We start from the raw sequence: 20,681 nt of genomic DNA, 5'->3' as shown, positions 1-20,681 counted from the left end.
TCATATACCTCCATCATGATGGTCGTCCCGATCCCGGAGGCGCGGGTCGAGGGCCGACTCCAGGGCGTACCCCGTGAAGCTCAGACCGATGAGGGTGGCGGAGAGGGCGATCCCCGTCGGCAGAAGCCACCACTTCCAGACCTCCAGGAAGGTGAAGACCCTGGCATACTGGATCATCTTCCCCCAGCTCATCACCGAGGGGTCGGAGATCCCCAGGAAAGAGAGCCCCGCCTCCATGAAGACCGCCCTCCTGGCATCCTGGATCATTATGGCCACCAGCACCGGCGCCAGGTCCGGGACGATGTGGCGGAATAGGAGGTGAGGCCAGCCCGCGCCGAAGGTCCTGGCGGCGGAGACGTGCATCCTCTCCTTCAGGGTGAGGGTCTGGGCCCGGATCACCCTCGCCCCTCCGGGCCAGGAGAGGGCGGAGAGGAGGAGGATCATGAAGAGGACGTTCGGCCTGAGGTACGCCGCCACCAGAATGATGACGATCACGTCGGGGATGGCGATGGTGGCGTCGACGACCCTCATCCAGAACCGGTCGTAGAGGCCTCCGAAGATCGCCGCCGTTCCTCCGATGAGGACGCTGATGAAACCCGAGAGGAGGGCGACTCCGAAGCCGACGGATAACGAGGTCCTGGCGCCGTAGAGGAGCTGGGTCCAGATGTCCTGGCGGGCGTCGTTCGTCCCCAGCCAGTGATCGGCCGATGGGCGGCTGAAGGCCGGGGTGCTGGTGTTCTCCCGGGGGGAGTAAGGGGTGAGGAGGGGGGCGAAGATGGCGAGGAGGAGCATCAAGGCGATCAGGAGGAGCCCCATCCTCCCGACGTTGCTCCCCAGAACCTCCCGCCAGACGTCAACGTGCATCGCTCACCCTCGGATCGAGCCTTGAGTAGAGGAGGTCCACCAGAAGGTTCGCCGCCAGGACCGCCACCGTCACCATGAGAAGGATCCCCTGGATCAGGGGGTAGTCCCGGGTCAGGAGGGAGTTGTAGAGGAGCCAACCGACCCCGGGGTAGGAGAATACGATCTCGACGAAGAGGGCCCCTGTGATCATATGGGGGATCATCATCCCCGTGGAGGTGACGACGGGGAGGAGGGAGTTTCTGCCCGCGTGCCGGTACTTGATCCTCCCTTCTGAGCAGCCTTTGGCCCTGGCCGTCATGACGAAGCTTTCCCGGAGGGTGGTGATCATGGTGTTCCTGGTGAGGAGGTAAGGGGAGGTCACCCTCACCAGGACCAGGGCGGCGAGGGGGGCCATCAGATGGTGGAGGATGTCCAGGGCCAGGGGCAGCCCCGCCAGGCCGCTGTAAGGGGTGAGGGCGCCGGAGAGGGGGACGACCCCCATCAACACCCCGAAGAGGAGGAGGAGGACGATCCCCATGAAGAAGTCGGGAAAGCCGTTGAGGAACATCAGGCCCCCGAGGAGGGCTTTGTCGAGGCGGCGACCACGGCGGAAGCCGGACTCGATCCCCAGGACTAGCCCCCCCAGGGTGGATAGGAGGAGCGCCGTCCCCGTCAGCAGAAGGGTCCAGGGGAGGAAGTCGAGGATCACCGTCATAACCTGCTGGTTGTAGTAGTAGGAGTAGCCGAGGTCTCCCCTCAACAGGGCGAGGAGGTAGGCGACGAACTGCGAGCCCATCGACTGGTCGAGGGAGAGCCGCTCGATCAGCTGGGCCTTCAGCTGGGGGGTCATGGCGAGGAGGGCCTCCTGACCGTAGATCGCCTGGAAGGGGTCTCCGGGCATCAACCTCGGCAGGACGAAGTTGAGGGTCAGGATCAGGAGGAAGGCTACGGCGTAGTTGGTGAAGAAGGCGGCCCGCCGGAGGAGGGCCCAAGCTCGCGCCGTCGCCTTCGGGATACTCCATCCGACCTTCGGCCCCTCCAGAGGGCGCCCATACTGGTCCTCCATCGAACGATCCGCCTCCGTCGCCTCATTCCGGCCGTCTTAATAAACTCTCCTTATTATAGCGCTCAAATTCTCAAGGGTTTATCTAATCGGGTCATTATTTATGAAACTTTCCCGAATCGTATGTAAATCAAACAATCGATATGATGATCTATAACACAGAATCTGCTCCAATTTAACAATTGAGCCTGGAAGAAAGAGGGAACGATGGGGAAGGTCAGGCGGCCCCGTCGTTCAAGGTGGCAAATTCGGGGGCGCTCCCCTCCTCCCCCTTCCGCCCCTCCGCCGGTCTTCCGCCGCTGGGCACCACCCCCCTGGGGGGTCCCCCCCGAGGGTCAGGGGCGATAGGTGGGGGAAGGTCCTGCAGATCATCGGCCGGGCCCCATGGATCTTGCAGAGCCCTTCGGCCTCGTCGAGGAAGCCGCACGGGAGGGTCGTCTTCATGGCCCAGGCCTCATATCCCCCCACCTCCACCCGGTGGGCGTAGACCTCGACCGTCTCCCTTATGCCGATCCCGAGATGGGCCGAGAGCCTCTCGACGTCCTGGGGCTCCAGGGTTATGGGGGTGGAGAGGGTGCAGCAAAGACCGCACATCCTGCATTCGAGGTGGGAGTGAGCCTCGAAGAGCCGGGCGCCGAGATCCGGGTCGGGGACTCCGGGATAGAGGCCTACCGCCCCCATCAGCCGGACCGCCTCCATCACCCGTCGATGGACCGGGGGAGCGTTGAAGGCCGCCGGGAGCCAGGTGGGCTGATCGCAGGCCCTCTGGACGTAGGATACCGGCAGGTCGAGAAAGAGGCCGTCGAGGTGGTAGGCGGTCCTGGAGATCGGGGACCAGAGGATCCTCCCCTCGGCCCCCAGGGAGATGAGGGCCTCGGCCACCTCCCGGGATAGGCCGGGGGCCACCACCAGGTTCTCGGCGCAGGTGACCGCCCCCGCCGGGTCTTCGCCGAAGGCTTTAGCTATCCTGGCCGAGGTCACATGCCTATCTGAGCTGACGAACCTCTCGATCCTCCGCTTCAACAACCTATCCGCCATCTTGGAGATCGCCCCCGGGTATGGCCTCCCGTGGGAGGAGGTCCTCTAAGTAGGTATCCCTGAAGATCCCGGCTTCGAAAAAAGGGGGGGGTATGCCCCGGAGGGGGGCATCGTTCCCGACGCCTAGAGGAAGGCCATCTTGTTCAAGGGTATCGGAACCCCGATGGAGATCCCGCCCCGGGTGAAGTAGAGGGCGACTTCCCCGTTGTGGGCCCAGTACCAGCGGGGGTAGTAGAGGGTGAGGGCGGGGAGGGCCTCGGCGTAGAGGACCTGGGCTTCGGAGATAATCTCGGCCCGGTCGTCCCCGTCGGTCTCGGTCCTCTGATCCTCCAGGAGGGCCGTCAATCGGTCGTCTTCGCGGTACCGGACGCTGTTGAGGGTCTCGTCCAGGGTCATCCTCCGGAGGTAGTCGGGGTCGGCGCCGAGGCCGCCGTGGCCGAGGAGGGCGAGGTCGAAGTCCCACGCCATCACCAAGGTGTCGAGGGTGGCCCCGTCGAGGGACCGGAGGGTCACCTCAAGGCCCGCGTCCTCCAGCTGCTCTTCGATCAGCTCTGCTGCCCGAGAGCCGGGCCAGCCGACGATCCCCCTCTCCGCCACCAGGACCTCCACCTCAGTGCCGGAGTAGCCGAGATCCTCGATCATCCCCCTCGCCAGGTCCGGGTCATATTCGTAGGCCTCGACGGCGGGGTTGTACCAGTCGCTGTCTGGAGGCACCATCCCGGGGCTCCCAGCAAGGCCCTCGCCGCGGAGGACGATCTCGACCAGGGCCTCGCGGTCTATGGCGTAGGCGAGGGCCCGCCTGAACTCGGGGTCGGAGAAGGGCTCCTTCTGGTGGTTGATCATCAGCTTCGCGTTCCAGTCGAAAGCCCCCTCGATGACCTCAAGGCCAGCCCCCTCGAGGGAGGAGACCGCCTCCGGCGGGACGGAGGCGGCGGCGGCGGACCCCTGCCTCAGGGCGGCGGGGGCGGTCTGGTCGGAGATCTTGACGAAGACGATCCGCCCGACCTTCGGGGCGCCCATATAATAGCCGTCGTAAGCCTCGTAGAGGTAGGTCCCGTGGGCCTTATTGTAGTCAGCGAGCCTGAAGGGGCCGGTCCCCACCAGGGCCTCATCGTCCCTCGCGCCCTCGGGGTCGGAGACCCCCTCCCAGATGTGCCGGGGGAGGATGGGGAGGGTGCAGGCGACCAGGTCCATGAAGGGGGCGTAAGGCTCGGTCAAGTAGAGCTTAACGGTGTAATCGCCGGCCGCCTCCGCCGACTCGATGATGCTGGAGTCGACCCACTGGTAGGGGTGGTCCTGGATGTACTCGACGGTGAAGACGACGTCTTCAGCGGTGAACGGTTCGCCGTCATGCCAGGTGACGCCCTCCTGAAGCTCGAAGGAGTAGGCGTTCTCCGCCTCGAGGTACTCCCAGCCCTCAGCGAGGGCCGGAAGATATCCCTCATCGTCCTTCCAGACCAGGGTGTCGAAGATGAAGCTCATCCTGACGTATCCCGGCCCCCGGGAGTAGTGGGCGTAGGGGGAGGGAAAGCCCCAGTCCCCCGTCGCATCGGCGATGGTGTACTCGGCCACCTCGTATCCGGCGACTCCGGCGGGGCTGATCGCCAAGAGCGCCAGGAGGGCGAGGGCGAGCCCAGAGATCAAGATCCACGGTTTTAGCACTTTGAAACACCTCTTCCTGAACAGTCGAATCTGATGTTATGTAGATGGGATCTATTCGGCTTATTTATGAACTTATTCGTTTTAGAAATGTCCGTTATAGTATCTAAATGTCAATTTTCACAGATTTAAATATCAAATTGTGTTGCTCATTAGATATATCAGGATCAAATCAAGGCGAATACTGAAATTATTTGCCCAATAACAGCTCTGATGGGGCTCCTATGGTGTCATAAGACCTTTTAGTCATACTAATAACAGTAAACCTCTTAAACCCGGAGGTGAAATCGGACTTAAAGCCGGAGATGGAACCGTCCACAATCCGCCAATCGCCCCCGCCCCACCCACCCACCCCGACCTGGCGACGGCTCGCCCATCTGCTGGTTGATCGCTTATCTGCTATTTCCGTGACGGGGGCCTCTGAGGTGTAATTGACCATGAACCCGATTACCGAGATCGACTGGAACGAGGTATGGAATGACCAGATGCGACGAAGCCGGGAGGCGAGCACCGCCCGGGACTGCGCCCGGATCTGGGAGAAGAGGGAGAGCGCCCTCAAGTTCTGGAATATGTCAAAAGAGAACAGCCACCGCGTCGAGGAGACGATCGCGGGGACGGAGATCACCCCCGACTCCAGGGTCCTGGACATCGGGGCCGGCCCCGGAACCCTCGCCATCCCCTTCGCTCAAAGGGTCAAACACGTCACCGCCGTCGAGCCCGCGAAAGGAATGGTCTTGGTCCTCCAAGAGAAGATGGCCGAGGAGCAAGTTTCAAACATCGAGATAGTCCAGAAGCGGTGGGAGGACGTGAACGTGGCCGACGACCTCAAGACCCCTTACGACGTCGTCATCGCCTCCTTCTCCCTGGGGATGGCCGACATCCGGGGGGCGATCGAGAAGATGATCGCTTCCGCAGCAAAGGGCGGCACCATCTACCTCTACCACTTCGCCGGGGAGACCCACTGGGACCGGGACTGCCGCGACCTCTGGCCGAGGCTCCACGGCCGGGAGTACCAACCCGGCCCCAAGAGCGACGTCCTCTACAACGTCCTCTATTCGATGGGGATCTACCCCTCCGTCCGGACCTTCCGGCTGCGGCACAGCCAGCGGTTCGCCAGCATGGAGGAGGCGATGGCCCACTTCCGAAGCCAGTACGCCATAACGACCCCCGAGCAGGAGGCGATCGTTCGGGAGCATCTGGGCCGGGTTCTCGTAGAGGAGAATGGCGGGTTAAGCCTGCCCGCGTCGTCGATCAGGGTGAAGATATGGTGGGAGACGGGGTCGGGGGAGAATGGAATGGGCAAGAGATGAAGGAAAGGCTTCTGAATGAGGTGAGGGCAGGGGGCGACCTCGCGGCCTTCTCCAACAGGGCCTTCATATCTCGCTGGTACATCATATCGCTATCCCATCCTCCTTCACGCTCAAGAGGAACGGGGTGCTGTACTCCTGAAAGGTCTTCGAGGGATAGACGATGGCCGAGATCACCACGTCGTGCCTCAGGGAGCGTTCCGCGATCAGATCGTCTATCAGATCCCTCTCCGCCCGGCTCAGCACCCCCTCGGCGAGGATCACGAGGTCCACGTCTGAGGACGCCGAATAATCCCCTCTCGAATAGGAGCCGAAGAGGAGGAGCCCGACCAGCTTATCTCCCAGCGACTCTTTCATCTCGGCCTTCAGCTCTTCAAGGAGCTTCAGGACTGCCTTGCGGTCCATTCTTTCATTCCTCCAACGCGGTGTTTTCGTCTGCAGGCGTCATTCGAAACTCGCCGAAACTGCATCTTATAGTGATCGCCAATGAAATAAATATATGTTCGGATGCAGAACATCGACATTCTTCAAGCAAAAATATGAAAAACAATTATAAATCCGAAATGCTATAGGGGCCTGTGGTGTAGGGAATTGGTCGACCAGGCGGAGATTCATCGAAAATCCATAAGCGATAAAGTTGAAGACCGCGAAGAGGCGGTTGATCGACTGAGCACCAATTTTGCCATTCTTCCCAATAAAGAGTCCGCCTGGCAAGATCTGATTCGCTTGACCGGCGACGAGGACAGCTTTGTGCGAAGCGGGGCTGCCGACGCTCTTGGCGCCGCGTTCTCCGCCGTTCCCGACAAAGATTCCGCTTGGCAAGATCTGATTCGCTTGACCGGCGACGAGGACAGCTATGTGCGAAGCGAGGCTGCAAACGCTCTTGGCGCCGCGTTCTCCGCCATTTCCGACAAAGGGTCCGCCTGGCAAGATCTTCATCGATTGACCGGCGACGAGGATAGCTATGTGCGAAGCGAGGCTGCCGACGCTCTTGGCGCCGCGTTTTCCGCCATTCCCGACAAAGAGGCCGCTTGGCAAGATCTTCATCGTTTATCCGGCGACGAGGACAGCTATGTGCGAGTGTCCGCAAACCATTCTCTGGGCAGGGCCTCGATATTCAGGGCGACAGAGGCCGAGGGCGAAGAAGAGTTCAGAAAAGAGCTGGAAAACGCACTGCAATATTTCGAGAGATCCGCAGCAGAAGCTAAGTATTCTAACCCTGCTAAGTTCTGCCTTCCTTTTTACAGATCGTTCTATTCCTTGACCTGCAAGAGTGAAATCTCTGAAGGAGAAGTAGAAAAGTATCTGAAAGAGGCGAAAGACGCATCTGAAGGATCTAGGAGCAAAGAAGACCTTCTAGAGGCGGTGGAGAATCTGTCAAATGCTCTAAAAGAAGCTCAAAGATTACGAGAGAAGAATTTGTATGAGATACAACGTGATTTAAGAGTTTATAGCCAATATTGTGTTCGTTTTGCGGAGCTGCTGGAGGATACGGAAGAAAAAGCTCCTAGAACAGTGAAGCTGCTCAGAATAGGCGGAAAACGAGTTGAAAAACAGATAAAAGAGAAGATTGATGAGATTCAGGAGATCGCAAAAGAGCTGTGTAAGATGACAGTCGGCACAGAAGTCGAACCTTTGGGTCGAGAGGTAAACCAACAGGCGAAGGAAATATCACCCGAGAGTTATCTAAGATCTGAAAAGAGCATCCTCAGAATTGCTGAGATTCTGGAAGATATGTGCGACTTTCTTCCACCCAAAAAAAGAGAACATGCTTGCGAGCTTGCCGAAGAGATATACAAATGTTGCACCCTTGAAGATCGAATAATCAAGCTCGAAGCTGCTATAAACTATATCCAACCCAAGATTGACATCGAGAGATACGGCAAGCAGTTCGAGTACATAAAATCAGAATTGGATGAGATTAAGCTCGAAATGAAAGAGCTCCAACAAAAGATCCTCGATCGTCTGGACGTAAATGAAAAAGCGATCATCGCCACAATTCTCGATCATAGCGAAAAGAAGGAAATGGAAGAGATATTAGATCTGGTGAAGCAAATATTAGCGAAAATTCAGCATCAAAAGCTCAGAGGTCCTGTAACTCCCGACGATGTTGAGCACTTATCGAAAGTGGTCGATGACGCAAGGCTCAGGGCGGCTGACAAGCTGAAAGTCACCTTACCCCTCATACCTTATCTTCTCCAATACGAACATGAAATCACGCTTGAAAAAGGCTTGAACCTGAGCACCGCCTGGGGGCGGTTGGTGGGCCGGGCGAAAGGCAAAAAATAAGGCCGCCAAACGGCGGAGCCACCCGAATTCCAAACCTGGCATTTTCTCTTTCTCTCAGTAATGCACCAGCGTCCCCTCCATCTTCGCCTTCCGGACCGCGTACCGGAAGGCGAGGAGGCTCGCCGGCACCAGGATCGCGGAGAAGAGGACGAGGGCTCCTATCTCCGGCGCGAGCTCCCGCAAGGTGTACCCCTGGAGGAGGGCGTGCCTCATCCCGTTGAGGGAGTAGGTCATCGGGAGGAGGTGGGAGACGGTCTGGAGCCAGCTGGGGAGGACCGAGATGGGGAAGAAGACCCCCCCGAATAGCTCCGACGTGCTCATGAAGAGCATGTTGATGGGGTCGCCCCTCTTGAAGATCATGATGAAGCTCGCCGAGAGGATCCCGATGCTGGAGAAGCACACGATGGTGAGGCCGAGGATGATCAGCGCCGCAAGGACGTTGGCGCCGGCGAGGCTGACCCCCAGGAGGACCCCGATGACGAGGTAGAGGAGGACCCGGAAGGAGGCGAAGATGAAGCTCCAGAGGGTCGAGAGGGTGATGATCGCCGAGGCGTCGGTGGGGGTGACGAGCATAGCCTCCAGGGTCCCCATCATCTGCTCGTCCCGGACGCTCTCGGAGAAGCCCCGCAGCGATACCATCAGGTACCCGGAGAAGGCGATCCCGATTAGGACGAAGGAGAAGTAGTCGCCGCCGTAGGGCTCGAGGTACTTCATCCCGGCGGTCCCGATCAGCTTGGCGACGAAGTAGTAGGTGAGGATGTTGAAGAACATGAAGAAGAGCCGGAGGAAGAACTCGAACTTGTAGCTCATCTGGAGGATGTAGCTCCTCTTTACGAAGGAGAGGGCCTTCCGATAGGTCGCGAACATACTACCCACCTTCATACCCCGCCCCTCCTCCGGCCGAGGCCGCCGACCCGGTGGGGAAAGCCCCGCCGGTCCTGGCGGAATCCCGGAGCCGCACCGCCGGCTCCGCCCCGCTCCTCAAACTTCTTTCCGGTGTAGTGCAGGAAGACGTCGGAGAGCTTCGATCCGTCGCCCAGGCTCGCCTTCAAGTCGGCGGGGCTTCCTATGACCTTGATCCTGCCGTCGTCGAAGATGGCCATCCGATCGCAGAGCTCCTCTGCCTCCTCGAGGTTGTGGGTCGAGATGAAGATCGTCTTTCCCCGCTCCCTTACGATCTCTCCCTTGATGAAATCCCGGAGCCCCTGGGCGGCTCCTGGATCGAGGCTTCTGGTCGGCTCGTCCATGAAGAGGACGGCGGGATCGTTGAGGAGCCCCCGGGCGATGGCCATCCTCTGCTTCATCCCCGCGGAGTAGGTGAGAAATCGCTCGTCAGCGGCATACTTCAGATCCACGACCCCCAGGAGGTCATCGACCACATCTCTCGCCTCGTCGGAGTAGAAGTTGTGAAGGGAGGCGAAGAACTCCAGGTTCTCCCTCCCCGTAAGACGCCAGTAGAAGGACCGTTCGTCGGTGGTGACCAGGCCAATCGACTCCCGGACCCGCCCGCTCTCCCTCTCGACGTCGTATCCGTTGACTTTGGCTCTGCCAGCCGTCGGGAGGATCAGGGTGCAGAGGATCTTGATCAGGGTCGTCTTCCCCGCCCCGTTGGGGCCGAGGATCCCGAAGACCTCTCCCTTCCTGATCAATAGGTCGACCCCGTCGACGGGGGTGACCCCGCCGGCGGAGGGCCGCCGGCGGAGGAGGTCGGGAAGGCCCCTAGGCGAGGCGAAGGTCTTGGTCAGCTTGCAGGTCTCAATAGCCGCCTCTCCGATGATCCCGCCTCCAGAAGATCTCCGCATAAAGAGGCGGGATCACGACAGCCTGATCTCCTTCATCTCGGCGAGGGTGCGGGGAAGTCTGGACCTCCTCTTCCCGGACGTAAAGAACCTCCCCCCAGGGTGCGGCCGCGGGCCGTTCGGCTTGATCTGCTTTATGGGGACGATGAAGGGCTCCTCCGACTGGGACCGGACCGCCACCTCGACGTTGTAGATCGCCTCGATGTTCTCGGGGGTGAGGACGGAGGCGGGGTCTCCCGCAGCCATGATCCTTCCCCTCTTCATCATGATGATCCCGTCGGAGTACCTCGAGGCGAGGTTGAGGTCGTGGAGGGCCATCAGGACGGTCATCCGCCTCTTCTTCACGAGGTCGCTCACTATGTTCATGACGTCGAGCTGGTGCCAGATGTCCAGGTTGCTCGTCGGCTCGTCGAGGAGCATCACCTTCGTCTCCTGGACGAGGGCTCTTGCGATCAGGACCTTCTGCTGCTGGCCGCCGCTCAGCTCGGCGAAGCCGCTCATGGCCAGCTCCTCGATCCCGAGGAGCCTCAAGACCTCCCAGACCCTCTCCTCGTCGTCGGAGCTGGAAAGCCAGCCGATGTGGGGCCTTCTGCCCATCAGGACGGTGTCGAAGACGTTGGAGGAGAAGGTCCGGGCCGAGCTCTGGGGGACGTAGGAGAGGTTTTTGGCGATCTCCATCCGATCCATCTTCGTCACCTCCTTTCTATCGATGAGGATGCTGCCCTTCTCCGGGGCGATGATCCGGTCGATGCACTTGATGAGGGTCGACTTTCCGGAGCCGTTGGGCCCGACTATCGTCACAAGCCTCGACGGCCCGATCTCAAAGCTGACGTCTTTGAGGATCGGGGAGCTGTTGTAACCAAATACTATTCCCTTTGCCTGAAGCTGGATCATCATGTCCAAAACTCCCTCCTTCTCCCTTTCAACATAAGATACATGAAGAACGGAACTCCTATCACCGATGTCATGATCCCCGTCGGTATAACCGTCGGGGCGATGAGGTTCATAGCGACGCCGTCGGCGGCGATGAGGACCGAGGCCCCCAGGATCCCCGAGGCGGGGATCAAGAACCGATGATCCCCGCCGAGGATCAGCCGGGCCATGTGGGGTGCCACCAGTCCTATGAAGCCGATCGTCCCGGTGAAGCAGACGACCGTCGCCACCACCAGGCTCGATATCAGCATTATGTAAACCCTGACCCGCTCGGCGTTGACGCCGATGCTCTTGGCGGTCTCGTCCCCCGAGGTCATGATGTTCAGATCCCAGGCCTTCAGCATCAGAAGGGGGATGCAGATCGCAAAGACCCCGAGGAGGATTGAGATCTTGCTCCAGGAGAAGGCGGCGAGGTCCCCCATCCCCCATGAGGTCATCAGCCGGAGCTGCTCGTCATTTGCGAAGTACTTGAAGAGCTGGCTCATGGCGGAGAAGAAGTAGTTGACGGCGATCCCCGCGAGGATGAGGGTCTCAGAGGTCGCCCCCTTGACGGCCGCCAGCCCTATGATGAAGCCAGAGCATAGGAGGGCGAAGAGGAAGGCGTTTCCTATGAGGAGGTAAGGTCCGCCGACGACGGAGACCCCCAGGACGGCGGCGATGGATATGCCGAACTGGGCCCCCGACGATATTCCGAGGGTGAAGGGGCTGGCGAGGGGGTTTTTGAGGACCGCCTGCATGACGCATCCGCATACCCCGAGGCCGAACCCGGCGAGGATCCCGCCGACGATCCTCGGAAACCTTATGTTCCAGACGACCCGCGAGGTCAGCGGGTCCACGTTGAAGTAGTCTGGATAGAACTTGGAGATGAGGGCGCGGTATGCGTCGGCTACGGTGATGTCCAGGGGCCCCAGGGTTATGATCACCCCCGTAAGGAGGACGATGGAGGCGATGATCGCCACCATGAAGAAGTATCTAGCGAATACGAAAGAGTCGTGGGCCTCCTGCATCTTGCTTCTCTTACCGGATCGACTTGTGATCCGCCTCACCGTCTTCGCCATATCTGCCCCCTGCATCACCTATCGACGACGGCCTTTGCGAGACCCACGGTAGCAGAGATCTCTCCGGCCGAAGACCTGGGGGCGTCGGAGCCGGTCGATACCACGATCAGGTTCTTCTCCTTCGCGATCTCGGTGAGGGTTTGAAACTCCCTCAGCTTCATGGCGGAGGGCTTCTCCTCGTATAGGGTGGCGGCATCGTTCATCCTCTGGGAGGCCTGATACTCCCCCTCGGCGAGGATGATCCTCGCCCTCTTCTCTCGCTCCGCCTCCGCCTGCCTCGCTATCGCCCGGAGCATATTCTCGGGGAGGGCCACGTCCCTCAGGGTGGCGGTGACGACCTTTATCCCCCAGGGGTCGGTCATCTCGTCGAGGATCGTCTTAACTTCCTTGTTCAGCTCGTCCCGGTTGGAGAGGATGGTGTCGAGCTCGTTCTGGCCGAGGACGTCCCTCAGGGTCGTCTGGGCGAGAAGAGCGGTAGCCGCCTCGTAGTCCTCCACCTCCACTATCGCCTTCGTCGAGCTCGTCACCTTGTAGTAGATGACGGCGTCCACCTCGACGCTGACGTTGTCGCTGGAGATCACCGTCTGTCTCGGGACGTCCAGCTCCCGGACCCTCAGGTCCACCTTGACGATCCTGTCGACGATCGGTATTATAAGAAATAGGCCCGGGCCCTTCTCGCCGAGGAGCTTTCCGAACCGAAAGACGACGGCCCGCTCGTACTGCCTTGTGATCTTCATGGATGAAAATAGTATCAGGCCTATGGCCAATGATCCTGCCAAGAGCCGGATGTCAAATTCCACTTTTTTTGTCCCCCTGGATTTTCGTCTCGCTTGATATCAATAAATTTCAACGCATCACGAGCTTTCCGACTTGGACCACCATATCATGGCGCCCTTCGTCCTCCGCCTGAATGTCAGACCTCCGCCGTTTTCGCTTTCGAGATTTTTGGCGAGGTACTCCCTCAGAAGTGGCTCGCTCTCCTCGGGGATCTCCCTACTCAGCTTCCACCGCTCGACCGCCTCGTCGAGGCTTTCGTACCGCTGGACGTGCTCTGCGTCTCTTATCTCGACGTTGGCGTAGATCCCCATGTCGTGGAGGATGTTGTAGAGGATCATGTAATCTGACCGAAAGCCTCCGCCTCGCCCTCGCCTCGGCGGCCTATCGTAGATCCGCTCCCAGAGCTCCTCCTCGAAGTCATCGAAGAACCACTTGCCGGCAGCGGTGAAGATGTAAACTCGCCTCTTCGCTGCAGCATCCATCTTCGCCAACGCCTCCTGGAGGTCGAACATCCCCAGGGAGTGAGACGCTATGACGACGTCGTGAGCCTCGATGTCTTCTCCGAGCCGGACGTCCTCCCACCTCTTCTGGATGCACCGGTAGTTGGAGAGCCCCTCCTCGGCCATGTTCTCTTCGAGATAATTGAGCATCCCTCTCGATTGATCGACGGCCGTAACCTTTTTCACCATCTTGGCGATGGGGACCGAGAGGCGGCCGGTGCCAGCGCCGACGTCCAGGACGGTGCAGTCCGGATCGAGCTGGAGGCTTGCCACCTGCCTCTCCGTCCGATGGCTCCTCTCCTTCGTAGACCTGTCGAACTCTTCTGCCCTCTTATCCCACATCTCTTCGGAGCTTTCGCGCCCCTTTCCCCTTCGCCCCTCGGAGATGATCGCCTTTCGAAGCTCATTCCAGTTTATGAATCCGGTCAGCGCCTTCCCTCCATTAATTTTAATATATAAAAAGGATGAAGGGCGATCTCTTCCCCACCCTCCATCCAGGATCGGTCTACTCGGTCTTCAGCTCCTCCCTCGGCCAGACCAGGTAGTCGGCGTACTCGGTGAAGACGCCGTCGACCCCCAGGAAGGCCTTGAAGATCTCGTTCCCCTCAGCCTCCAGGTCCACATCCTGGAACTTCTCGGGGTGGAGGACCTTCGCCAGGTAGATCATGTTGATGAGGCTTCTATCGGCGGGCCTTCCCCGGCAGTGGGGGTAGAAGCAGTTGTAGACGTTCCCGTTCTGGACCGCGGCTATCGACTGCAGGTCTGGTGAGCTCTTGATCCAGTCGATCACCTCGGCGTCCTCTGGGGTGCTGCAGGCGACGAAGATGTAGTCGGGGTTCCAGGCGATGATCTGCTCGACGGCGACGTTTATCTCGTAGCCTTCGGCCCCCTCGGCGACGTTCCTTCCGCCGGCGATATCCAGGGGGTCATAGGATGTGAAGGTCCTGGTGAAGTCCCGCCCCTCTTTCGGGTCGTAGAAGCCGAGCTTCGCGCCCCGGGGGGCGAAGTATACCAGCGGCTTCTCGTCCTCGGGGATGCCGTCGGAGACAGATCTTACCATCTCGATCTTGGACTCGACGAAGCCGATCAGCTCCTCCGCCTCGTCCTCCCTCTCCAGGACGTCGCCTATCACCTCGATCATGCCGTAGAGGCCGTCATCCCGGGTGTAGTTCCAGCCGTCCCCTCCGGCGACCACCACGGGACAGCCGATTTTGCTCTCGAAGTCCGGAACGTTGGTGGCGCCCGAGGTGATGATGACGTCGGGGTTGAGGGAGGCGATCAGCTCGTAGTAGATGTCGTAGCGGGTGCTCGTCTCGGGGAGGTCTGCGAGCCTTCCGCCGAGGATGGAACTGTAGCATTCAAGGCACCCCTCTTCGAAGGTCTCGAAGGTGGTGGGGCAGAGGCAGGACTTCACCGCCTGCTCCGAGGCGACGACCTTCTCGCCTTCTCCCAGGGCTATGACTATACGGCAGGTGTCGGGCTCCCGGGTGATGATCCGCTCGACGGGCTTGTAGAAGACGACCTCCCGGCCCTCGGTGTCGACGACGGTCCTCGGATAGTTCTCGTGGATGTGCTCGATCTCCGCCAGCTCTTCGTCGGTGATCTCGCCGGCGGCGAGGGCGGCCTGGGCCGCCTCCAGCTCCCCGTCCGAGACGATCAGGTCGCCGTCCCCGTCCCCTGGGACCACCACCTCATAGCCGAAGGCCGGCACCATCGCGGAGAAGATCGCCATCGCCAATAAAAGGAGAAACGGCGATTTTGCGATTTTTCTCATTCTTTTGGATATTTCTCTCATTTTTATACCTCCAGATTTATGATTTAGTCCTACGAAGATAGAATAAATAGGCTCTATTTATCACTATTGGTTAAATTGATATGAAATAGGGTATTAGGGAAGCGGTGGCAAGAATATGAAAGTGAAAGGGTGAGAGATCCGTGAGGCCTGGCATCGGCCATTCTTGGCGGGCCTTCGGCAGAGGGAAGATCCGTCAGACTCCCTGGAATAGCTGGAGATCGGTCGAATCGAAAAGATATTCAGGCAGCGTTACCAATGAAGATGAAGAAGCCCTGAAACGCGGGATGGAAAACGCGAAATGTGGGGCCACGGCGATTTGAACGCCGGTCACAGGACCCCCAGTCCTGTAGGATACCAGGCTACCCTATGGCCCCGCTGCGGATTGGTGGACGCATACCACCCATATAAAGGTTATCGCTCCACGCCGTCGCCTCTAGCGCCGACGGCCACCATCCAGAGCCCGCATAGGACGAGGAGGCCGTTGAAGAAGAAGGCGATGGGGTTCAGGGGGTTTGGGACGATGGTGAAGAGGAAGACCCCTGCCGCCACCGTCCCCAGGCCTGCCAGGACGACCCCCGCCCGGGCCGATACCAGGGTGTAGAGGATCCCGACGGTGATGAGGACGATCCCCGCCATGATCAGCGGGTTGTAGGCTAACATGGCCGAAGATCGGGCGGCCGCTTACTTATAAGTTCTCGTCGACGCCCTTCGTAGCCGCCATATCCCTCCACCTCACGGTCCCGGATCCCCGAACGATCGGCCTCCCCACCCCTCCCCATGAAAGCCCGACCGCCCAGGGAGTCAGGCCCGGAAATTATCCCCCTTCGCGACCCTGGCCCGGCCAAACCGTCTCCTCGTGCATGTACCACACCGGCCTCGATTCCTTCTAAGAAAAGCCCGTCAACGTACCGAGGGGGCGGGAGAAGGAGATCCAGCGGGCGCTCCTCCAGTACCGAGATAGGAGGAACTGGGGGCTGGTCCGGGAGGGGCTCCGCATAGCCGGGCGGGAGGATCTGATCGGCGACGGGCCGAGGTGCCTGGTGCCGAGGAGAGTAGGGAGACTTGATACGAGAATTTCCCGCGCTTTTGCTTGTAAATAGCTTTAATCCGATGATGGTCACCACCGAGACATCCTTTCGGGGGCGCAAGTTGTTCTTTTGCAATTCTAAGATAGATTACATGGCTTACCGAGGAACGTTCTCTAACTTTGATGGCATAGAACAATCGCGATTCCATTGAACGGAAGATTAAGTGAAAGGATAACGATGAAGTACCATCATGTCGTGATCCACACGACTCGGATGCCTAAGCTGAAGATAAGGGTAATATCTTTAGACTCCTATTAGACAAAGCTAAAAGGGTGTTTAGTTGGAATATTCGCGACACGTGATTACGTCTCCTTACATTTATAATGCTTCATCGAATCCACAGAAGCAAACAGCAACGTTTTTTAACCAGGTAGTTCTTTCCTGTCTATATGTGGCAGCTGATGGGTTACGATGGATCTTATTGGATGTTTGCCCTTCTTCTTAGTCTGTCACTTTTTATACTAGCAGGGATATTTTTTGAGATGAAGTTACGTGCAACTTCAATTTATTATTTAAAACAATTTTTTATAGTGATTATTATTGTAATTGGCATCTTAGAAATTATTTACTTCACATATCTTCTCTTATCTTGGTTAGGTTTATGGAGGAGCTTAGTACTTTTTATTATAATTCCATTAATTATAGCCGCTATATTGATACAATATAGAATAGATATTTTAATAAAGTATTTAGGCGAATATCTTACTGAAAAGATAAAACAGTCAATAGAAATAATTTTTGTAATCACTATAATAGCATTATCGGCAGCAGGCGTTGCAGGGATCGTTATTGGTTTAATATTTATTATTTATTATATTTATTTATATTTCGGTTTGATCTTGAGTATATTGGCAATCCTTATTTTCGCGTTTATAATATTAGCTATTTTAGCAAAATATAAAGAAGATATATTAATAGCTATCGCAGGAGCATGGCTCGCTGGAAAAATTAAAGTATTTATTCTTGCCAATTTAGCATTCTTAAATACTTTCTCAGGATTTGTATTCACATTTGTTTCCATCGGTTCACTTATATTTATTGAATTGCCTAATCCTGGCGTTAATGAAATGATAACAATTCAACTACCAAAATATATTTTATTCATAATCTCAGTTATCTTCAATTGGGGTGTTGTTAGCATAATTAAGAAAATAGTCAACATTCTTAAATGACACGCTTCTTAGCGGTCTCGAATCCTTTTCCGGATAGCCTGTCCACGTCCATGGCGAGGTGGGAGTAGAATTAATGAGAAGGTGTAGCCGGAAATTATTGATATCAAAGGATCATTAAAATTCAAAAGTATTTAGATTCGCGTTTTTTGAATGCAGGTTTTGTTCCCTCTAGAATATCGATAATTTTTTTATTTATAGATGGATTTTCTATTGCGCCTGATACATATTCGACTCTTTCTTTATCCAATTTATTGATAGATGCAGCAATAACTTGTTCTGCATCACAGACTACTGCCAAATTAGGATTATGTGTGATTATAAATACTTGCCGCCTTAGCCTAGCTTCCGATATGCATGGAGCTATAAGCTCATATACAGATTGATTATCTAGATTATCCTCTGGTTGATCAATAATTAGTGGGCAATCATCCTTATCTACTAATAGGTAAAAAATTAGAAGTAATACACCACGTTCACCAGGAGATAGCTGGAGCAGCTCTTTTCCGCCTAACTGCAGTATATACCTAGGTTCAAGATATTTGAGTGAATATAAAAACTCATATAAATCTTGTTTCTTGAAGCTTTTCCTTAGCTGAGATTCTATTTTGACTCGATTTATGGAATCTCTTTTATCTATTTCAATACTCTCTTGAATTTCGGCAATAAATTGCATAACATTAGAGATACTATTGAAATCATATTTATCTATAATTTCTTTTAATTTATCTCTACCATCTTGCGTCCCATGAAAAGTGCCTTTTGCACTTTGGTTTATATGTGATAAAAAGGCGTCTATGAATCCTTGCTGTATAATCGATACATTGAAATTCAGTTGATATCGATCTATTAATTCATGATTATCTATAAAATCCTGAACTGGTTTATAAAGATCAATATAGATATTTACAAGCTTTTTTATCTCCAAGAAAATGGCTTCAACCTTACTATTTCGCTCCAATTTAGCTTTACTTAAATCATCAACAAGAGTAGTACTAGATTCGTTAAGTGCATTTTTATAATATTCAATTGATTCATGTTGATCGGGGCTACCTATAATTACCTCTCGTAATTGATCCCAATTTGTAATTTCATCGAGATAATGTTGATAACTCCGGTTTGCCTCATCTAATGTGGATTGGAGCGAATACAACTTTTCTTCAGACACTTTTTTATTATTTTCCAACCTATCTATTAATTCTTCCGATTGCGATTGCTTGTTAGAATATTCTCTCTCGTATTGTTGTATTAGCGATTCATTTATATCTAATCTAGCAATTGACTCCATCTTTACGCCAATTTTGTCGAACTCTTCAGATGACTCTATTACAAAGTTGTCATACATTCGCCTAAGATTCTCTATTTTACCTTTGATTTTAGAAATTGAGGCTAAAATTTTTACAGACCTATTTAACTGGCTCTTTGCTTCTGTGATATTAGAGGTTAGAGTCTCGATTTCAGATCGCAAGTCCTTAAAGGCTTCTTCTATTGATGGACTTACTATTGGCTTGTCAATCTCTGTAGGTCTACTACTATCATGGACACTCAACTCCTGTTTTTTTGTTTCAAGTTGCTTTCCTAGATCTTGCTTATGATCCTCGGAAGTTAAATACTCCAGTTTAATAATTTTCTCATTTATATCCTTCAACTCAGATCGCATACTATTGATAACATCTTTGATTTCTTCCGTCCTATACTCTATAAGCTCATCCAATGAAGCACAACCTAGCTTATTAGGTTCATCTACGTGAGAAAATATAACTTTTTTCAATTCTTTATCGAATTTACTGCCTTCTTCAATTGCATTTTCATTGGTGATCATTTCAAAAAACTTCTGCGGTATATATTTAACCAACTCCACTTCATGTTCTGGTACATCCTCTGCTAAACATCTAGCTAAGGATTCTTCACCAGACTCCCAGATAATTTGAGCTTCAAAATCAAGCGATTTATTATTTTTAGGGTCTCTGAATTTCTGTTTATTTAAAAAACTGAAATCTTTAGACGATGTATTTCCCAACAATGCAAGCATATCTGTTAAAGCGCTTTTACCCATTCCTTTATTCCCGATTATTGCGACCAATTCAAAATTGAAGGATAATTGACAATTTTCAAACCATATTTCATCTAGTCGTGAATTAGCTTTTTTGTTTATTTTTATGCCCTTTATATACTTTGTTCTATGATTCTTGACTAGATTTAATTTATTAGGAATATCGCCTATGTAAACCCTGCGTTCCCATTCACTGAGCACATGCATTAAACCTTCGAATGTTGTGTCTGCTTTTATCCAGGTAAAACATTTTCCTATACGGTCTTTACTCAAGGCGTCATTGAAATAGTGAGCATCACTGCAATCAAGCAATCTATCGTTTACCTTTGAAGTTGTTAGATTGCGCTTAGCTTTATCAAATGCTTCAATAGTCTCCGAAGAGATAAACACTAAATTGGAGTCGTTTATTATCGTCTTTTTTTCTGCAATAGAATGGTCATTCCATTTGATATCTGCCCATTCTGTTTTACCTACCGCAGTAAGATATCTGTCTTTAAAATATGGAGATTTAAGTGCATCTAGGATTTTATCATATGAAAAATTTAAATTATTAAATCCCTCCGTCAGAGGAGGGCTGTATTGTGATCGTTTCTCATGTGGGACACTTTCAATTATTAATCTGCCTAAATCTTCTAAGCTATTTTTTGTTACGAGTCCGCTCCATTCTTGTTGTATGTCTTCATATTGGGGGGATAGACGATACCCTGGTTTTATTGCATTTAAAAATTGTTCATGAATTATGTCAGGATTAACCTCGTTAGAGAATATTATATGGAAATTAATTTTACTTAAGTTACTATCAGTACCTCCAAATTTATCCAATCTAAGCTCTATTACTGGTAGAATTAAATCTATGTTTTTTAGTCTGCCATCTGATTTAGCCTTAATAACTCGCTTGTATCCATCTATAAAGATGTAATCATTTATTCCAATGACCTTATACTCAGGGGGGAGGCTTTCAAGCTCCGTTAAGAATCTTTCCCAGGTCTCGTCATTATTTGCCCCATATCCTTGAACTAATGATTCTGGGGTATGGACATGCAAATCCCATTTTCGCCATAAAGATCCCCGTGGATCATTCATTCTTATGCTCACCCAATTCGTCAAATGTTATATCGTTATTTATAAGTTCTGCCCCCTTATAAGATTTCGATTTATTTTCATCTTCTAAATTAAGATCCTAGGGTATATTTCTGTACACTAACAGCTGTTATAGCCTCAATACGCTAACCAATAAGAAAATGATGGTGCCACTGCGATTTGATCGCCGGTCGCAGGACCCCCTATCTGTGGGATACCAGGCTACCCTA

At 54.2% G+C, this 20,681-nt stretch carries 17 protein-coding genes, 1 tRNA gene and 1 pseudogene; 4 read left to right on the top strand and 15 right to left on the bottom strand.

The annotated features are described in order from the left end of the window. The 4 genes from MHAR_RS06285 to MHAR_RS06265 all read right to left on the bottom strand — a co-directional run bounded on the left by MHAR_RS06285 (position 1) and on the right by MHAR_RS06265 (position 4,588). Positions 1–864 carry an ABC transporter permease gene (locus MHAR_RS06285; RefSeq protein WP_014586775.1) on the bottom strand — a complete coding sequence of 288 codons (864 nt, stop codon included), beginning with the start codon at positions 862–864 and terminating at the stop codon, positions 1–3. Continuing rightward, positions 854–1,909, bottom strand: a complete 1,056-nt coding sequence (locus MHAR_RS06280) for an ABC transporter permease (RefSeq protein WP_014586774.1) — start codon at positions 1,907–1,909, stop codon at positions 854–856. The genes MHAR_RS06285 and MHAR_RS06280 overlap by 11 nt, the downstream gene beginning before the upstream one ends. A 231-nt stretch (positions 1,910–2,140) precedes the next feature. Continuing rightward, positions 2,141–2,944, bottom strand: coding sequence for a YkgJ family cysteine cluster protein (locus MHAR_RS06275; protein WP_014586773.1), 804 nt, complete (start codon positions 2,942–2,944; stop codon positions 2,141–2,143). 123 nt (positions 2,945–3,067) lie between these two features. Beyond that, positions 3,068–4,588: an ABC transporter substrate-binding protein gene (locus MHAR_RS06265; protein ID WP_228369513.1), complete on the bottom strand. Its 1,521-nt coding sequence runs from the start codon at positions 4,586–4,588 to the stop codon at positions 3,068–3,070. A gap of 452 nt (positions 4,589–5,040) precedes the next feature. Here MHAR_RS06265 and MHAR_RS06260 point away from each other — a divergent pair, with 452 nt between their 5' ends. Beyond that, a complete protein-coding gene (locus tag MHAR_RS06260; RefSeq protein ID WP_014586771.1) occupies positions 5,041–5,913 on the top strand; it encodes a class I SAM-dependent methyltransferase in 873 nt (290 codons plus the stop codon). An 81-nt stretch (positions 5,914–5,994) separates the two neighbouring features. On the opposite strand, the gene MHAR_RS06255 is transcribed toward MHAR_RS06260, so the two are convergent. Continuing rightward, a complete protein-coding gene (locus MHAR_RS06255) occupies positions 5,995–6,315 on the bottom strand; it encodes a nucleotidyltransferase domain-containing protein (protein ID WP_014586770.1) in 321 nt (106 codons plus the stop codon). A gap of 186 nt (positions 6,316–6,501) precedes the next feature. On the opposite strand from MHAR_RS06255, the gene MHAR_RS12465 reads away from it, so the two are divergent. Beyond that, complete coding sequence (locus MHAR_RS12465; RefSeq protein WP_014586769.1) at positions 6,502–8,199, top strand: HEAT repeat domain-containing protein; 1,698 nt, start codon at positions 6,502–6,504, stop codon at positions 8,197–8,199. A 54-nt stretch (positions 8,200–8,253) separates the two neighbouring features. Here MHAR_RS12465 and MHAR_RS06245 read toward each other — a convergent pair whose 3' ends face one another. The 9 genes from MHAR_RS06245 to MHAR_RS06205 all read right to left on the bottom strand — a co-directional run bounded on the left by MHAR_RS06245 (position 8,254) and on the right by MHAR_RS06205 (position 15,721). Beyond that, positions 8,254–9,081, bottom strand: a complete 828-nt coding sequence (locus MHAR_RS06245) for an ABC transporter permease (RefSeq protein WP_228369512.1) — start codon at positions 9,079–9,081, stop codon at positions 8,254–8,256. Next, positions 9,078–10,001, bottom strand: coding sequence for an ABC transporter ATP-binding protein (locus tag MHAR_RS06240; RefSeq protein WP_014586767.1), 924 nt, complete (start codon positions 9,999–10,001; stop codon positions 9,078–9,080). The genes MHAR_RS06245 and MHAR_RS06240 overlap by 4 nt, the downstream gene beginning before the upstream one ends. A gap of 12 nt (positions 10,002–10,013) precedes the next feature. After that, entirely contained in the window at positions 10,014–10,895 is an 882-nt protein-coding gene (locus tag MHAR_RS06235; RefSeq protein ID WP_014586766.1) for an ABC transporter ATP-binding protein, read from the bottom strand. Continuing rightward, positions 10,892–11,989 carry a FecCD family ABC transporter permease gene (locus MHAR_RS06230; RefSeq protein ID WP_014586765.1) on the bottom strand — a complete coding sequence of 366 codons (1,098 nt, stop codon included), beginning with the start codon at positions 11,987–11,989 and terminating at the stop codon, positions 10,892–10,894. The genes MHAR_RS06235 and MHAR_RS06230 overlap by 4 nt, the downstream gene beginning before the upstream one ends. 14 nt (positions 11,990–12,003) lie before the next feature. Next, a complete protein-coding gene (locus MHAR_RS06225) occupies positions 12,004–12,789 on the bottom strand; it encodes a slipin family protein (protein WP_014586764.1) in 786 nt (261 codons plus the stop codon). Between the two features lie 54 nt (positions 12,790–12,843). Further along, on the bottom strand, positions 12,844–13,608 hold the full coding sequence (locus tag MHAR_RS06220) for a class I SAM-dependent methyltransferase (RefSeq protein WP_014586763.1): 765 nt from the start codon (positions 13,606–13,608) through the stop codon (positions 12,844–12,846). A 163-nt stretch (positions 13,609–13,771) separates the two neighbouring features. Further along, entirely contained in the window at positions 13,772–14,998 is a 1,227-nt protein-coding gene (locus MHAR_RS06215; protein ID WP_228369511.1) for an ABC transporter substrate-binding protein, read from the bottom strand. 364 nt (positions 14,999–15,362) lie between these two features. Then, positions 15,363–15,435 (bottom strand) — tRNA-Pro (locus tag MHAR_RS06210). Positions 15,436–15,472: 37 nt separating this feature from the next. Then, positions 15,473–15,721: a hypothetical protein gene (locus tag MHAR_RS06205; protein ID WP_014586761.1), complete on the bottom strand. Its 249-nt coding sequence runs from the start codon at positions 15,719–15,721 to the stop codon at positions 15,473–15,475. Between the two features lie 185 nt (positions 15,722–15,906). Here MHAR_RS06205 and MHAR_RS12890 point away from each other — a divergent pair. Then, a pseudogene (locus MHAR_RS12890) lies at positions 15,907–16,161 on the top strand (DUF3362 domain-containing protein); the annotation flags it as partial. 377 nt (positions 16,162–16,538) lie between these two features. Beyond that, on the top strand, positions 16,539–17,321 hold the full coding sequence (locus MHAR_RS06200) for a hypothetical protein (protein ID WP_143763317.1): 783 nt from the start codon (positions 16,539–16,541) through the stop codon (positions 17,319–17,321). Between the two features lie 121 nt (positions 17,322–17,442). On the opposite strand, the gene MHAR_RS13365 is transcribed toward MHAR_RS06200, so the two are convergent. Next, complete coding sequence (locus MHAR_RS13365) at positions 17,443–20,466, bottom strand: TrlF family AAA-like ATPase (RefSeq protein ID WP_143763316.1); 3,024 nt, start codon at positions 20,464–20,466, stop codon at positions 17,443–17,445. Positions 20,467–20,681: the final 215 nt, after the last annotated feature.

The sequence above is a fragment of the Methanothrix harundinacea 6Ac genome (assembly GCF_000235565.1).
In the GTDB taxonomy this organism is placed as follows: Archaea; Halobacteriota; Methanosarcinia; order Methanotrichales; family Methanotrichaceae; genus Methanocrinis; species Methanocrinis harundinaceus.
The sequence above is the reverse complement of the archived record's forward strand: the minus strand, read 5'-3'. Positions and strand labels throughout refer to the sequence as shown.